The 16,009-nt window shown below is 52.2% G+C and carries 13 protein-coding genes; 9 read left to right on the forward strand and 4 right to left on the reverse strand.

What is annotated here, in order from left to right:
- The 3 genes from ACOTZF_RS00485 (at position 1) to ACOTZF_RS00495 (ending at position 2,938) form a co-directional block, all read left to right on the forward strand.
- Positions 1 to 864 carry a dimethyl sulfoxide reductase anchor subunit family protein gene (locus ACOTZF_RS00485; RefSeq protein WP_058682858.1) on the forward strand — a complete coding sequence of 288 codons (864 nt, stop codon included), beginning with the start codon at positions 1 to 3 and terminating at the stop codon, positions 862 to 864.
- 274 nt (positions 865 to 1,138) lie between these two features.
- Positions 1,139 to 2,287 carry an MFS transporter gene (locus tag ACOTZF_RS00490; protein ID WP_038981312.1) on the forward strand — a complete coding sequence of 383 codons (1,149 nt, stop codon included), beginning with the start codon at positions 1,139 to 1,141 and terminating at the stop codon, positions 2,285 to 2,287.
- Between the two features lie 123 nt (positions 2,288 to 2,410).
- Positions 2,411 to 2,938, forward strand: coding sequence for an anti-virulence regulator CigR family protein (locus ACOTZF_RS00495; protein ID WP_040022911.1), 528 nt, complete (start codon positions 2,411 to 2,413; stop codon positions 2,936 to 2,938).
- A gap of 36 nt (positions 2,939 to 2,974) precedes the next feature.
- Here ACOTZF_RS00495 and pflA read toward each other — a convergent pair whose 3' ends face one another.
- The 4 genes from pflA to ycaO all read right to left on the reverse strand — a co-directional run bounded on the left by pflA (position 2,975) and on the right by ycaO (position 9,272).
- On the reverse strand, positions 2,975 to 3,715 hold the full coding sequence (pflA, locus tag ACOTZF_RS00500; protein ID WP_014831281.1) for a pyruvate formate lyase 1-activating protein: 741 nt from the start codon (positions 3,713 to 3,715) through the stop codon (positions 2,975 to 2,977).
- A 198-nt stretch (positions 3,716 to 3,913) separates the two neighbouring features.
- Positions 3,914 to 6,196, reverse strand: coding sequence for a formate C-acetyltransferase (gene pflB, locus ACOTZF_RS00505; protein ID WP_013097311.1), 2,283 nt, complete (start codon positions 6,194 to 6,196; stop codon positions 3,914 to 3,916).
- Between the two features lie 51 nt (positions 6,197 to 6,247).
- Positions 6,248 to 7,105 (reverse strand): formate transporter FocA, encoded by an 858-nt coding sequence (gene focA, locus ACOTZF_RS00510; RefSeq protein WP_102752528.1) that lies wholly within the window; start codon positions 7,103 to 7,105, stop codon positions 6,248 to 6,250.
- A gap of 406 nt (positions 7,106 to 7,511) precedes the next feature.
- On the reverse strand, positions 7,512 to 9,272 hold the full coding sequence (ycaO, locus tag ACOTZF_RS00515) for a 30S ribosomal protein S12 methylthiotransferase accessory factor YcaO (protein ID WP_129252577.1): 1,761 nt from the start codon (positions 9,270 to 9,272) through the stop codon (positions 7,512 to 7,514).
- Between the two features lie 128 nt (positions 9,273 to 9,400).
- Here ycaO and ACOTZF_RS00520 point away from each other — a divergent pair, with 128 nt between their 5' ends.
- The 6 genes from ACOTZF_RS00520 to ihfB all read left to right on the forward strand — a co-directional run bounded on the left by ACOTZF_RS00520 (position 9,401) and on the right by ihfB (position 15,808).
- Entirely contained in the window at positions 9,401 to 10,093 is a 693-nt protein-coding gene (locus ACOTZF_RS00520) for a DUF421 domain-containing protein (RefSeq protein WP_013097308.1), read from the forward strand.
- Positions 10,094 to 10,255: 162 nt separating this feature from the next.
- Positions 10,256 to 11,344 (forward strand): 3-phosphoserine/phosphohydroxythreonine transaminase, encoded by a 1,089-nt coding sequence (serC, locus tag ACOTZF_RS00525; protein WP_045902750.1) that lies wholly within the window; start codon positions 10,256 to 10,258, stop codon positions 11,342 to 11,344.
- Positions 11,345 to 11,412: 68 nt separating this feature from the next.
- Complete coding sequence (gene aroA, locus ACOTZF_RS00530; protein WP_013097306.1) at positions 11,413 to 12,696, forward strand: 3-phosphoshikimate 1-carboxyvinyltransferase; 1,284 nt, start codon at positions 11,413 to 11,415, stop codon at positions 12,694 to 12,696.
- Positions 12,697 to 12,881: 185 nt separating this feature from the next.
- The gene (cmk, locus tag ACOTZF_RS00535) at positions 12,882 to 13,565 is read left to right on the forward strand and encodes a (d)CMP kinase (RefSeq protein WP_013097305.1); all 684 of its coding nucleotides are present in this window, start codon (positions 12,882 to 12,884) and stop codon (positions 13,563 to 13,565) included.
- 111 nt (positions 13,566 to 13,676) lie between these two features.
- Complete coding sequence (gene rpsA, locus ACOTZF_RS00540; protein ID WP_008499966.1) at positions 13,677 to 15,350, forward strand: 30S ribosomal protein S1; 1,674 nt, start codon at positions 13,677 to 13,679, stop codon at positions 15,348 to 15,350.
- Between the two features lie 170 nt (positions 15,351 to 15,520).
- The gene (gene ihfB, locus ACOTZF_RS00545) at positions 15,521 to 15,808 is read left to right on the forward strand and encodes an integration host factor subunit beta (protein WP_003858233.1); all 288 of its coding nucleotides are present in this window, start codon (positions 15,521 to 15,523) and stop codon (positions 15,806 to 15,808) included.
- The last annotated feature ends 201 nt before the right edge of the window (positions 15,809 to 16,009 follow it).

Here is a 16,009-nt window from a genome sequence, read left to right on the forward strand (position 1 = left end):
ATGGGAAGTGGATGGCATGAATGGCCGCTGATGATCTTCACGGTCTTTGGGCAGTGCGTGGCGGGGGGCTTTATTGTGCTCGCGCTGGCGTTACTGAAAGGCGATTTGAAAGCTGAACAGCAGCAGCGCGTGGTGCTGAGTATGTTTGGTCTGTGGGTGTTGATGGGGATCGGTTTTATTGCCTCTACGCTGCACCTCGGCTCGCCAATGCGCGCGTTCAACTCTCTCAATCGCGTGGGGGCATCCTCACTGAGTAACGAAATTGCCAGCGGGGCGATCTTCTTTGCCGTCGGTGGGCTGGGGTGGCTGCTGGCAGCCCTGAAAAAGCTTCCTGCGGGGCTGCGCAACGTGTGGCTGATCGTGACAATGGTGCTGGGCGTGGTCTTCGTGTGGATGATGGTGCGGGTTTATAACACCATCGATACCGTTCCCACCTGGTATAGCGTCTGGACGCCAATGAGTTTCTTCCTGACGATGTTTATCGGTGGGCCGCTGCTGGGCTACCTGCTGCTGCGCGTAGCGGGTGTGGACGGCTGGGCGATGCGTCTGCTCCCTGCCGTTTCGCTGTTGGCGCTGGTGGTGAGCACGATGGTTGTGCTGATGCAGGGCGCTGAGCTGGCAACCATTCACAGCTCCATTCAGCAGGCCTCAGCCCTGGTGCCAGAGTACGGTTCTCTGATGGCCTGGCGTGTGGTGTTGCTGGCTGTTGCGCTGGTGTGCTGGATTGCCCCTCAGCTTAAAGGTTATCAGCCCGCACTGCCGTTACTGTCAGTGGCCTTTGTGCTGGTGCTGGCAGGGGAGTTGATCGGTCGCGGTGTGTTTTACGGCCTGCATATGACGGTAGGCATGGCTATCGCCAGCTGATTTGATTTTTCGTTATAAAAAGCCGGGACATAGCGCCCGGCTTTTCTTTTTTCCATCATGAAATTTTTCGACTGATGTTTGGTATTAAAAATCCCCTGAAATAAATAAAAACAACCAGATAATTAATATCAGTAGCAGACTTTGCATTAGCAGGATGAGTTTTTTAAATCGACATGGCACATATCGTGCGTGACGCCTGAATCGGTGGATTGACTTTGTTTTTGCCAGTGGCATGATGCGCACGAAATCTGAACTTCCTCACGGTTTTTAATCCATGACCATCTATACCCGGCCAGTGCTCCTGTTGCTCTGTGGCCTGCTTTTGTTGACCCTGGCGATCGCAGTGTTGAATACGCTCGTCCCGCTATGGCTTGCCCATGAAAACTTACCAACCTGGCAGGTGGGTATGGTCAGCTCGTCCTTTTTCACGGGGAACCTGCTGGGCACCCTGATGACGGGGAGCCTGATTAAACGCGTTGGCTTTAACCGTAGCTATTATCTGGCCTCGCTGATTTTCGCTGCCGGCTGTGCCGGGCTGGGCCTGATGGTCGGCTTCTGGAGCTGGATGATCTGGCGCTTTATCGCTGGTGCAGGCTGCGCGATGATTTGGGTCGTGGTGGAAAGTGCGCTGATGTGCAGCGGTACCTCGCGCAACCGGGGACGTCTGCTGGCAGCGTATATGATGGTCTATTACGTCGGAACCGTGCTTGGGCAATTAATGGTCAGCAAACTGCCGACCGACCTGATGAGCGTTCTGCCGTGGGTAACGGGCATGGTCCTGGCGGCGATCCTGCCGCTGCTCTTTACACGTATTGTGAATCAGAACAGTGAGCATCAGGAAGCGACCCACGTCTGGCCGATGCTGAGACTGCGACAGGCGCGTCTGGGCGTGAACGGCTGCATCATCTCCGGGATTGTTCTGGGGTCGCTTTATGGTCTGATGCCGCTCTACCTGAACCATCAGGGCGTCAGTGATTCCGGGATCGGCTTCTGGATGGCGGTAATGGTCAGCGCGGGCATCGTCGGACAGTGGCCGATTGGCCGTCTGGCAGACCGTTTTGGGCGTCTGCTGGTGTTGCGCGTTCAGGTCTTCGTGGTGATCATGGGTTGCCTTGCCATGCTCAGCAATGCCGCGATGGCGCCTGCGCTGTTTATTCTGGGGGCGGCAGGCTTCACACTTTATCCGGTCGCGATGGCCTGGGCCTGTGAAAAAGTTGAACATCACCAACTGGTGGCGATGAACCAGGCGCTGTTATTAAGCTATACCATTGGCAGTTTGCTGGGGCCGACATTCACCGCGATGCTGATGCAGAATTATTCCGACAATTTGCTGTTTATCATGATTGCCAGCGTGTCGTTTATTTATCTCTTAATGCTGCTGCGCAAAGCGGGCGAACATCCCACGCCAGTGGCGCATGCCTGATGAATTAAAAGCCAGTCGTTGACTGGCTTTTTTGTCCCCATCACATATAAGAATTTTACGCATTGTTTGTTTATCACGCCAGGCGATAATTCAGGTGAGTTCTAACACTAAAAGGCAGCAATCATGGCTACACGTCGTTTAACCACTACCGCACTGGCAGTAGTGTTGTCTTTAACGTTTGCTACAGCACCGGTCATGGCTAACCCTGGAAACGGGAATGGCGGTGGTGGTCACGGTAACAGTGGCGGACAAGGTAATGGCGGTAATCACGGCAACGGGAATTCCGGCAATCATGGCAACGGAATGTCCGATACTCATGGCAATAAAAAAAGTGGTCTGGACAATCCGGGTAAATCGAATAAAAGCGTCAGCGATGATGTCGATGCTCGCGTGAGCTTCGATCATGCTCGCCATCTGGCAGTGAACTATGGATTAACGGGGTATGAATCGCTGCCTCCGGGCATTGCTAAAAACCTCGCACGTGGCAAACCACTGCCTCCAGGTATTGCGAAGAAAACCGTGCCAGCCTCCATGCTGGGCCAGCTCCCTAACTATCCTGGCTATGAATGGCGCGTGGTCGGTGACGATCTGGTCCTGGTTGCGCTGAGTACTGCGATTGTGACTTCCATTATTAATGGTGTCTTTAAATAAAATACAAAAAGGCCCGGTTCTCACCGGGCCTCTTCTTTAATACATGACCTTGTGTCCGTATTGTTCCAGAATACCTTTCACGCGCTCCATCGTCTCTTTCTTCGGCGGCTTAACGCCATCAAGCTTATATTCTTCACCCATCGCCACCCATTTATGTTTACCCAGCTCATGGTAGGGCAGAAGCTCAATTTTCTCGACGTTGCCCATATCGCGGGTAAATTCGCCCAGGCGATGTGCGGAATCATCATCATCAGACCAGCCTGGAACCACGACATAGCGGATCCAGGTTTTGATGCCCTTGGCTGAAATATATTTGGCGAACTCCAGCGTACGGTGGTTGGATACGCCAACCAGGTTCTGGTGGATCTCATCATTCATCTGTTTGAGATCGAGCATGACCAGGTCGGTGACTTCAAGCAATTCATCGATGACCGGATCGTAGCGGCGCACAAACCCGTTCGTGTCGAGGCAGGTGTGTATGCCTTCTTTGTGGCAGGCGCGGAACCAGTCGCGCACAAATTCCGCCTGAAGAATGGCTTCACCACCGGATGCGGTGACGCCTCCGCCGGACGCGTTCATAAAGTGGCGGTAAGTCACCACCTCTTTCATCAGATCTTCAACGGTCACTTCTTTGCCGCCGTGCGTATCCCATGTGTCACGGTTGTGGCAGTACAGGCAGCGCATCAGGCAGCCCTGGAAAAAGGTGATAAAACGGATGCCCGGGCCATCAACAGTGCCACAGGATTCAAAGGAGTGAATGCGACCAATAATTGACATTGCGGTGATATCTCCGAATTTGGCCCATCCCGGGGCCTGTGTTGATGCACAGCTCAAAGGCTATGTCGAGTCTGTTTTGGCTGTTATCCATTCAGTATAGATAGCGGCCAAAAGAGACTGGGGTGGGGAAGAAAAAGGCCCCACTGACGTGGAGCCTTTATTGTACGCTTTTTAACGCGTGATTTCAGTCAATTCCAGTTACATGGACTGAGTGAAAGTACGGGTGATAACGTCCTGCTGCTGTTCTTTAGTCAGGGAGTTAAAGCGTACTGCGTAGCCAGATACACGGATGGTCAGCTGAGGATATTTCTCAGGGTGTTCCATCGCATCAAGCAGCATTTCACGGTTCATGACGTTCACGTTCAGGTGCTGACCACCTTCGATGGACGCTTCGTGGTGGAAGTAACCATCCATCAGACCCGCGAGGTTGGTTTTACGCACTTCGTCGTCTTTACCCAGCGCGTTTGGCACGATAGAGAAGGTGTAAGAGATACCATCTTTCGCGTAAGCAAACGGCAGTTTTGCAACGGAAGTCAGAGAGGCAACCGCACCTTTCTGGTCACGACCGTGCATTGGGTTAGCACCTGGGCCAAATGGCGCGCCAGCACGACGACCGTCTGGGGTGTTACCGGTTTTCTTACCATACACAACGTTAGAGGTGATGGTCAGAACAGACTGAGTCGGGATAGCGTTACGGTAAGTGGTCAGTTTCTGAATTTTCTTCATGAAACGTTCAACCAGGTCAACCGCCATGTCATCAACGCGAGCGTCGTTGTTACCAAACTGCGGATATTCGCCTTCGATTTCGAAGTCGATAGCCAGACCGTCTTCGTCACGAATTGGTTTAACTTTCGCATATTTGATAGCAGACAGGGAGTCAGCAGCAACGGACAGACCTGCGATACCACACGCCATGGTACGGATAACGTCACGGTCATGCAGCGCCATCAGAGAGGCTTCGTAGCTGTACTTGTCGTGCATGTAGTGGATAACGTTCAGTGCAGTAACGTACTGTTTCGCCAGCCAGTCCATGAAGTGATCCATGCGATCCATGACTTCGTCATAGTTCAGCACATCGCCTTTGATTGGTTCAGACTTAGGACCAACCTGCATTTTCAGTTTTTCATCAACGCCGCCGTTGATAGCGTACAGCATGGTTTTCGCCAGGTTTGCACGCGCACCGAAGAACTGCATTTGTTTACCAACAACCATTGGGCTTACGCAGCATGCGATAGCGTAGTCGTCGTTGTTGAAGTCCGGACGCATCAGGTCATCGTTCTCATACTGTAGAGAAGAGGTGTCGATGGACACTTTAGCGGCGAATTTCTTGAAGTTCAGAGGCAGTTTTTCAGACCACAGAACGGTGATGTTTGGCTCCGGAGAAGGACCCATGGTGTACAGGGTGTTCAGGAAGCGGAAGCTGTTTTTGGTAACCAGAGTACGGCCATCTACGCCCATACCACCGATAGATTCGGTTGCCCAGATCGGGTCACCAGAGAACAGTTCATCATACTCTGGGGTACGCAGGAAGCGAACCATACGCAGTTTCATGACCAGGTGGTCAATCATTTCCTGAGCGTCTTGCTCGGTGATTTTACCTGCTTTCAGGTCACGTTCGATGTACGCATCCAGGAAGGTGGATACACGACCGAAGGACATTGCTGCACCGTTCTGAGACTTAACTGCGGCCAGGTAGCCGAAGTAGGTCCACTGGATAGCTTCCTGAGCGTTAGTTGCAGGACCAGAGATATCGCAGCCATATTTAGCAGCCATCTCTTTGATCTGACCCAGCGCACGGTGCTGTTCAGCGATCTCTTCACGCAGACGGATAGTCGCTTCCAGGTTTACGCCGTTTTCCAGATCGGACTGCAGGGAAACGAACTGCGCGTATTTGTCTTTCATCAGGAAGTCGATACCGTACAGCGCAACGCGACGGTAGTCACCGATGATACGGCCACGGCCGTAGGCATCTGGCAGACCAGTCAGAACACCGGATTTACGGCAGTTCAGAATGTCTTTGGTGTAAACATCGAATACACCCTGGTTGTGGGTTTTACGGTATTCGGTGAAGATTTTTTTCAGCATTGGGTCCAGCTCGCGGTTGTACGCTTTGCAGGAACCTTCAACCATTTTGATACCACCGAACGGGATGATCGCACGTTTCAGTGGTGCTTCAGTCTGCAGACCAACGATTTTCTCAAGGGCTTTGTTGATGTAACCAGCATCGTGAGAAGTGATGGTGGAAGCAACGGAGGTGTCAAAATCAACTGGCGCGTGAGTGCGGTTTTCCAGTTTTACGCCTTCCATTACGCTGTCCCACAGCTTGGTGGTCGCTTCAGTTGCGCCAGCCAGGAAGGATTCGTCACCTTCATACGGGGTATAGTTTTTCTGAATGAAGTCACGTACGTTTACTTCATTCTGCCAGTCACCTTTTGCAAAACCTTCCCAGGCTGTGGCTAACTTTTCATTAAGCTCGGACATGTAACACCTACCTTCTTAAGTGGATTTTTTATTTACTGCCTGAGATAACCATCAATGATGATCGTCGCCACGCAGGTAAATGACCCAGTATGTCAACCCAACTAACAGACCCCCACCGATAATGTTCCCGATAGTGACAGGGATCAGGTTATCAGTAATGAAATTCATAATAGTCAGGTGAGAGAAACTTTCCGGGGTTGAACCAATTGCAGTCCAGAACTCCGGGCTCGCAAAGTTGCGGATTACAATACCCATTGGGATCATAAACATGTTCGCGATACTGTGCTCGAAGCCGCTGGCAACAAACATCGCAACCGGCAGAACCATAATCATGGCTTTGTCCATCAGGCTACGGCCGGAGTAACTCATCCATACCGCCAGACAGACCATCAGGTTCGCGAGGATGCCAAGTGCAACCGCTTCGATAAATGTGTGGTGCATTTTGTGGTCCGCGGTCTGCAGGACGTTCAGTCCCCAGCCACCGTTGGCGGTCATATACTCGCCAGAGAGCCACATCAACAAAACAAAGAGCAGACAGCCAATCAGGTTACCAACATAGACGTTAAGCCAGTTGCGCGCCAGTTGACCCCAGGTAATTCTTCCGCTGGCTTTTGCTACGACAATCAGCACCGTTGAGGTGAAGAGGTCGGCGCCGCAGATAACGCACAGAATCAGACCCAGTGAGAAGCAAATGCCGCCAATCAGTTTGGCCATGCCGTAAGGCATCGCGGCAGTACCGGTGGTGGCAGTGATGTAGAAGACGAACGCGATAGAGATGAACACACCAGCCGTGATCGCCAGATAGAACGTCTTCATCGGGTGTTTCGTTGCTTTATAGACACCTGCTTCTTCGGCCACTTTGGCCATCGCAGCAGGGAGTAAAAGATCAAAAGGGTTGTCAGCTTTCACACTAACTCTCTCTTTATTAAGTCGGCGACGAGATACTAACAAAGCATTATAGAAGAGAAATTGATATAGATCATATCTCGCCTGGCTTATAGGCCCGCAGTGTGTATGGTTTTACGACAAATGCGGTGTAAGTTTTTGATTATCCGTATAAAAATAAATTTTAAAAGTTATGAAAAGAGTTGAATTTTTTCGGTCGGCCACCTCTGAAACAGTTAATTAATATGGAGTATTTGCCATAAAAAGTAACAGTAAAGCCCAGGTAAATATTATTATATTTACCCATATTTAACTTTATTATTACATTCAACGTTCATTGCCGAAAAAAATAAAAAACGGGGCAATGAAATTGCCCCGTAATATAGCCCAGACGATTAAATACGCCTACTGCTGATAATGTTATATGCGCTTATTTTGACCAGTAAGCGGCTTTTGCTTTCTGCAGTTTTTCATAGGCCTTCAACAGCGACTGATGCGCAGGGAAGGCTTTCAGATCGCTGTCGACCGCCTGCAGTCCGTAGAATGGCGCTTCGCCGCTCAGGGCCGCGCTGGCGGCTTCTACCGCCTCGGCACCGTACATGCGCACGAAGGCATTCAGGTACTGCAGTGGCTCACGATCCTCTTCCTGCGCAAGAAGCAGGAGGGTTTGCAGGCAGCGGTAGTAGTTGGTGCGCTCGGCAGAGAACACTGACTGGTTGAATTCCATGGTCCACTCGGTCCAGGCCAGGGCCTGATCCAGATCGCCGCCAGCCAGCGCCAGCATCGCTTTCAGCTCGCCGATGCGCAGGGTATACCAGCCGTTATCTTTACCGGTAGCCAGACCCAGCAGTTCACGTACGCGCGTGAAGTCATCATGGCCTTCGTCGTCCAGCTGGGCGATCAGGTTCAGATAATCCTCTTTTTCCCACTCGCTGCCCGGCAGGGCCAGCAGCGTTTCACGCAGGTGCGCACCCATGCTGTTGTTTGCCAGCCACAGATCTTCAGCCGGATAGATATCGGACATGCCCGGCACCAGAATACGGCAGGCGTAAACACCCAGGTGTTCGTAGTCAGCAATGTAGACTTCTTTATCTTCCGCGTTGAAGATGGTCATCAGGGTAGCGAACTCTTCTTCGGTCGTACCGGCAAAGCTCCAGTCGACGAATGGATAGTCTGCGTCCTGCTTGAACATGTCCCAGGAGATCAAACCGCTGGAGTCGATGAAGTGGGTTTCGAGGTTGGTATGCTCGGCCACTTCTTCGTCGTCAAAGGTTGGTGGAGTAAATACATCGAGATCTTTCAGGCTACGGCCCTGCAGCAGCTCGGTGACGGTACGCTCCAGCGCCACGCCGAAGTCAGGATGCGCGCCGAAGGAGGCGAAGCAGGTGCCGTTTGTCGGGTTAAACAGCACAACGCAGATAACCGGGTATTTACCGCCCAGCGAGCCATCATACGCAAAGATAGGGAAGCCTTCTGCCTCCAGCTTAGCAATGGATTCCACCACGCCCGGATAGCGTGCCAGCACGTCGGCCGGAATTTCAGGCAAACTGATGGATTCAGCAATGATGCGGTTTTTAATGTGGCGCTCAAACACTTCTGACAGCCCCTGCACACGCGCTTCATTGCGGGTGTTACCGGCGGACATGCCGTTAGACACATACAGGTTACCGACAATGTTCATCGGGATGTAAACGGTCTGTTCATCAGACTGACGGGTGAACGGCAGGGCACAGATCCCACGCTCTTCATTACCCGACTGCAGATCGATCAGCATGCTGGCGGTCAGTTCATTTTCCGGATCGTAGAACGCACGCAGACGCGCATCCAGAATGCCTTCCGGCAGTTCATCGTCTTCGGTCAGCGGAAACCATTTTTCATTGGGATAGTGAACGAACGGGCCGTTAGCGATGGTTTCACCCAGCCAGAAATCGGCGAAGAAGTAGTTGGTCGACAGACGTTCAAAATACTCACCCAGCGCAGAAGCCAGCGCCGCTTTTTTCGTCGCGCCTTTACCGTTGGTAAAGCACAGTGCACAGTCTTTATCGCGAATATGCACGGACCAGACGTGAGGCACTGGATTAAGCCAGGAGGCTTCTTCGATATTAAAGCCCAGGTCGGTCAGTTTCTGCTGGAAGCGAGCGATGGAATCTTCCAGGGCGGCGTCTTTGCCGGGGATAAACGTTTGAGTCATGGCGTTCACTTTTATCGTACGTAAAGCGCGCAATGATACGGGTTTTGCGTGACGGGTGCTATCTCCGGCGAAAATAAAAGACTGGGCTATGCTTACTGTCAGTAACTGACTGTTAAGGCATAAAAAAAATGAAAGCATTCGATCTGCAAAGGATGGCGTTTGATAAAGTCCCACCTGAATTTTTAGGCGAAGTAGCGCTGCGTAGTCTGTATACCTTCGTCCTGGTCTTCCTGTTTCTTAAAATCACCGGTCGGCGTGGCGTACGGCAGATGTCGCTGTTTGAGGTGCTGATCATTCTGACGCTGGGTTCAGCGGCGGGGGATGTCGCTTTTTACGATGATGTGCCAATGGTGCCGGTGTTTATTGTCTTCGTCACGCTGGCGCTGCTTTACCGGCTGGTCATGTGGCTGATGTCGAAAAGCGAAAAGCTGGAAGACATGCTTGAAGGGAAACCCGTCGTTATCGTTGAGAACGGACAGCTGGCCTGGGAAAATGTCCAAAGCGCCAATATGACCGAATTTGAGTTCTTTATGGAGCTGCGGCTGAACAGCGTGGAGCAGCTTGGGCAAGTGCGTCTGGCGATAATGGAAACGAATGGGCAAATCAGCGTGTATTACTATCCTGACGACGAGGTTAAGCCAGGGCTCTGTATTCTGCCGGATATGTTAATCGAGCGGTTTAAAACGGTACCGGAATCCGGCGAATATGCCTGTGTAAGATGTAGCCATGTCGTTGCCATGCACGTGGGCGATCATCAATTATGTCCCCGCTGTACAAATCCGGAATGGTCGAAGGTTAGCCGGGCCAAACGCCTTGTCTGACAGCCATTTTGTCGGTTTTGTGACAGCGAGGCGACAGATTGTATTGTGTGACGAAGGGCACATTTCACCGGTCATAAGTTTTAGACATTGCGGCGCGTGTCACTGAATGATAAAACCGATATCCACAGTTATAACTTATGGCTTTTAGCGTGGTGAGGGGAAATGGCTCAAGTCTTTAATTTCAGTTCAGGTCCGGCAATGTTACCGGCAGACGTGCTTAAACAGGCTCAACAGGAACTTTGTGACTGGAACGGTCTGGGTACGTCGGTGATGGAAATCAGCCACCGAGGTAAAGAGTTTATTCAGGTGGCGGAAGAGGCAGAAAAGGATTTTCGCGATCTGCTGAACATTCCCTCGAACTACAAAGTATTGTTCTGCCACGGTGGTGGGCGCGGCCAGTTTGCTGGCGTACCGCTGAATATTCTGGGTGACAAAACCACGGCAGACTATGTTGACGCTGGCTACTGGGCTGCCAGCGCGGTGAAAGAGGCGCATAAATATTGCACGCCAAACGTCATCGACGCCAAAGTGACCGTTGATGGCCTGCGTGCCGTGAAGCCAATGAGCGAGTGGCAGCTCTCTGACAACGCCGCGTATCTGCACTACTGCCCGAACGAAACCATTGACGGGATTGCCATCGACGAGACGCCGAACTTCGGTAAAGACGTGGTGGTTGCCGCTGACTTCTCCTCCACCATTCTCTCTGCGCCGATTGACGTCAGCCGCTACGGTGTCATCTATGCGGGTGCGCAGAAAAATATCGGCCCTGCAGGCCTGACTATCGTCATCGTACGTGACGATCTGCTGGGTAAAGCGCATAAATCCTGCCCGTCGATTCTTGATTACACTGTGCTGAACGATAACGACTCCATGTTCAACACCCCACCGACGTTTGCCTGGTATCTCTCCGGCCTGGTCTTTAAATGGCTGAAGCAAAACGGCGGCGTGGCGCAGATGGACAAGATCAACCAGCAGAAAGCTGAACTGCTGTACGGCGTCATTGATAAGAGTGATTTTTATCGTAACGATGTGGCGAAAGCCAATCGTTCCCGCATGAACGTGCCATTCCAGCTGGCGGACAGCAACCTGGATAAAGTTTTCCTGGAAAAGTCCTTCGCCGCAGGTCTGCATGCGCTGAAAGGTCACCGTGTGGTAGGCGGCATGCGCGCCTCCATCTATAACGCCATGCCGCTGGAAGGCGTTAAAGCCCTGACCGATTTCATGATTGACTTCGAACGTCGCCACGGTTGATTGCGCTGTTTTCACCCCCGTAGCCCTGCTGCGGGGTTTTTATTATGTTGAGTTGAGAGTTAAGTTTCATGGAATCCCTGACGTTACAACCTATCGCGCGGGTAGATGGCACCATCAATCTGCCTGGTTCAAAAAGTGTCTCGAACCGCGCTCTGCTGCTGGCAGCTCTGGCAAACGGCACCACCGTCCTCACGAACCTCCTGGACAGCGATGACGTGCGCCATATGCTCAATGCGCTGAAAGCGTTGGGAGTTCACTACACGCTGTCTGACGACCGTACCCGCTGTGAAGTGACGGGGAACGGCGGTGCGCTACGTTCAGCCGAGGAACTGGAGCTGTTTCTGGGTAACGCGGGAACCGCCATGCGCCCACTGGCGGCAGCTCTGTGCCTGGGCAGCAACAATATTGTTCTGACCGGCGAGCCGCGCATGAAAGAGCGTCCGATCGGTCATCTGGTGGATGCCCTTCGTCAGGGCGGTGCCCAGATTGACTATCTGGAGCAAGAAAATTACCCACCACTGCGCCTTCGCGGTGGCTTTACCGGCGGCAACGTCGAGGTGGACGGCAGCGTCTCCAGCCAGTTCCTGACGGCACTGCTGATGACTGCACCGCTGGCACCGCAGGATACGGTCATCACCATCAAGGGCGACCTGGTGTCTAAGCCGTACATTGATATCACCCTGCATCTGATGAAAACCTTTGGTGTGGAGGTGGAAAACCAGGCGTATCAGCGCTTCGTGGTTCGCGGTGCGCAGCAGTATCAGTCTCCGGGTAACTATCTGGTTGAAGGTGACGCCTCATCTGCGTCTTACTTCCTGGCGGCAGGTGCTATTAAAGGCGGTACGGTGAAAGTGACCGGTATTGGCCGTAACAGCGTGCAGGGCGATATTCGTTTTGCTGATGTGCTGGAGAAAATGGGTGCGGTAGTGACCTGGGGGGAGGATTTCATCGCCTGTACACGTGGTGAACTCAACGCCATCGACATGGACATGAACCACATTCCTGACGCGGCAATGACCATTGCTACCGCTGCGCTCTTTGCAAAAGGCACCACGACGCTGCGTAACATCTACAACTGGCGCGTGAAAGAAACCGACCGTCTATTCGCGATGGCCACCGAGTTGCGTAAAGTAGGCGCCGAAGTGGAAGAGGGCGAAGATTACATTCGCGTAACGCCTCCGGCAAAACTGCAGTTCGCGGAAATCGGAACTTACAACGATCACCGTATGGCGATGTGCTTCTCGCTGGTGGCGTTGTCCGATACACCTGTCACGATCCTCGATCCGAAATGTACGGCGAAAACCTTCCCGGACTATTTCGAACAGCTGGCCCGCATCAGTACACTGGCCTGATGACATAACGCCGCATCACCCGATGCGGCATTTCCTTACGTTTTCTGACGTTTGTTCCCGCACATTTCTTCTACACTCTGCTTCATTAATTCCGTAATTTACACGCAAAGGTAACAGTTGCGCACGTTGGCGCGTATAATGCGCGGCGTTCATGTTAACGGTATGCCTTTATTAAGGAGAAAAAGATGACGGCAGTTGCCCCGGTAATCACCATTGATGGGCCTAGTGGCGCAGGGAAAGGAACTCTGTGCAAGGCGATGGCGGAAGCATTGCAATGGCATCTTTTAGATTCGGGAGCTATCTATCGCGTGCTGGCGCTGGCAGCGCTGCATCACCATGTTGATGTTGCGTCTGAAGAGGCGCTGGTTCCGCTGGCTGCGCATCTGGATGTGCGTTTTGTCTCGACCGATGGAAACCTCGAAGTGATCCTGGAAGGGGAAGATGTGAGCGGCGAAATTCGTACGCAGGAGGTTGCTAACGCTGCCTCTCAGGTAGCGGCTTTCCCGCGCGTTCGTGAGGCCCTGTTACGCCGTCAGCGTGCTTTCCGTGAAGCACCCGGCCTGATCGCTGACGGGCGAGATATGGGGACGGTGGTATTCCCTGATGCGCCAGTGAAAATTTTCCTTGACGCCTCCTCGGAAGAACGGGCTCAACGCCGCATGCTTCAGTTGCAGGAGAAGGGGTTTAGTGTTAACTTTGATCGCCTTTTATCCGAGATAAAAGAGCGCGATGACCGCGACCGTAACCGCGCCGTCGCCCCACTTGTTCCTGCAGAAGATGCATTAGTTCTGGATTCCACCAGTTTAACTATTGAGCAAGTGATTGAAAAAGCGCTACAATATGCGCGCCAAAAACTGGCACTCGCGTAATTGCGACCGATTTAGCAGTACCCCCGCTGCAATGGATTGACGGCGGGTATGTGAAACAACCCCATCCGGCACGGAGCCAGGTGGACGTTAATATTAACCTGAAGATTAAACATGACTGAATCTTTTGCTCAACTGTTTGAAGAATCCTTAAAAGAAATCGAAACCCGTCCGGGTTCCATCGTTCGCGGTGTTGTTGTTGCTATCGACAAAGACGTAGTACTGGTTGACGCCGGTCTGAAATCTGAGTCCGCCATTCCGGCAGAGCAGTTCAAAAACGCCCAGGGCGAGCTGGAAATCCAGGTAGGTGACGAAGTTGACGTTGCTCTGGACGCAGTAGAAGACGGCTTCGGCGAAACCCTGCTGTCTCGTGAAAAAGCTAAACGTCACGAAGCATGGATCACGCTGGAGAAAGCTTACGAAGAAGCTGAAACTGTGGTCGGTGTTATCAACGGCAAAGTTAAAGGTGGCTTCACTGTTGAGCTGAATGGTATTCGTGCGTTCCTGCCAGGTTCTCTGGTAGACGTTCGTCCAGTCCGTGACACCCTGCACCTCGAAGGCAAAGAGCTTGAGTTCAAAGTAATCAAGCTGGACCAGAAGCGTAACAACGTTGTTGTTTCCCGTCGTGCCGTTATCGAATCCGAAAACAGCGCAGAACGCGATCAGCTGCTGGAAAACCTGCAGGAAGGCATGGAAGTCAAAGGTATCGTTAAGAACCTCACTGACTACGGCGCATTCGTTGACCTGGGCGGCGTTGATGGCCTGCTGCACATCACCGACATGGCGTGGAAACGCGTTAAGCACCCAAGCGAAATCGTGAACGTGGGCGACGAAATCACTGTTAAAGTGCTGAAGTTCGACCGCGAGCGTACTCGTGTATCCCTCGGCCTGAAACAGCTGGGCGAAGATCCATGGGTAGCTATCGCTAAGCGTTACCCAGAAGGTACCAAACTGACTGGCCGCGTGACCAACCTGACTGACTACGGCTGCTTCGTTGAAATCGAAGAAGGCGTTGAAGGTCTGGTACACGTTTCCGAAATGGACTGGACCAACAAAAACATCCACCCATCCAAAGTTGTTAACGTTGGTGACGTAGTGGAAGTTATGGTTCTGGATATCGACGAAGAACGTCGTCGTATCTCCCTGGGTCTGAAGCAGTGCAAAAACAACCCATGGCAGCAGTTCGCGGAAACCCACAACAAGGGCGACCGTGTTGAAGGTAAAATCAAGTCTATCACTGACTTCGGTATCTTCATCGGCCTGGACGGCGGCATCGACGGCCTGGTTCACCTGTCTGACATCTCCTGGAACGTTGCAGGCGAAGAAGCAGTTCGTGAATACAAAAAAGGCGACGAAATCGCAGCAGTTGTTCTGCAGGTTGACGCAGAGCGTGAGCGTATCTCTCTGGGCGTTAAACAGCTCGCAGAAGATCCGTTCAACAACTGGGTTGCACTGAACAAGAAAGGCGCAATCGTAAACGGTAAAGTGACTGCAGTTGACGCTAAAGGCGCAACCGTAGAACTGGCTGACGGCGTTGAAGGTTACCTGCGCGCTTCTGAAGCTTCACGTGACCGCGTTGAAGATGCCACTCTGGTTCTGAACGTTGGCGACGATGTTGAAGCTAAGTTCACCGGTGTTGACCGTAAGAACCGTGCAATCAGCCTGTCTGTTCGTGCGAAAGACGAAGCTGACGAGAAAGATGCAATCGCTACTGTTAACAAACAGGAAGATGCAAACTTCTCTAACAACGCAATGGCTGAAGCTTTCAAAGCAGCTAAAGGCGAGTAATATCAAGTCCTCAGCATCCTTTGAGCGGTAACGCATTTATCGCGCGAAGGATGAGGAGCAAACTTGACAGATTGCAGGATTCGTCCTGTAATCAATAACAAAGGGCGGCTACGGCCGCCCTTGTTTAATGAGCTGTTCAGCTAATTGGTTTGAAAGGAACCGGAGGAATCATGACCAAGTCAGAATTGATTGAAAGACTTGCCAGTCAGCAACCGCATATCCCAGCTAAAGCAGTGGAAGATGCCGTAAAAGAGATGCTGGAGCATATGGCCACCACTCTTGCCCAGGGCGAGCGCATTGAAATCCGCGGTTTCGGTAGTTTTTCTCTGCACTATCGTGCTCCACGTACCGGGCGTAACCCGAAGACTGGCGATAAAGTCGAGCTGGAAGGTAAGTACGTTCCACACTTTAAGCCGGGTAAAGAACTGCGCGATCGCGCCAATATTTACGGCAACTGAGTTTAGCCATCAGGTTAAACTGGGTTCAAAAGAAAGCACCTCCGGGTGCTTTTTTTGTACTTATCGTTTTTATTCTGAAGCCGTGCCGCAATCCCCGTGTCGTTTTCTGCAAACCGACAAAAACAGTGCAGCGTGCGCTGTAACCTGCATTTTATTCAACTGACGCCTCTCTCCCTCTTCTTACATACTGCCGCCCTGAAA

It is taken from the genome of Enterobacter cloacae complex sp. SHL021 (genome assembly GCF_049237765.1).
Taxonomy (GTDB): Bacteria; Pseudomonadota; Gammaproteobacteria; order Enterobacterales; family Enterobacteriaceae; genus Enterobacter; species Enterobacter cloacae.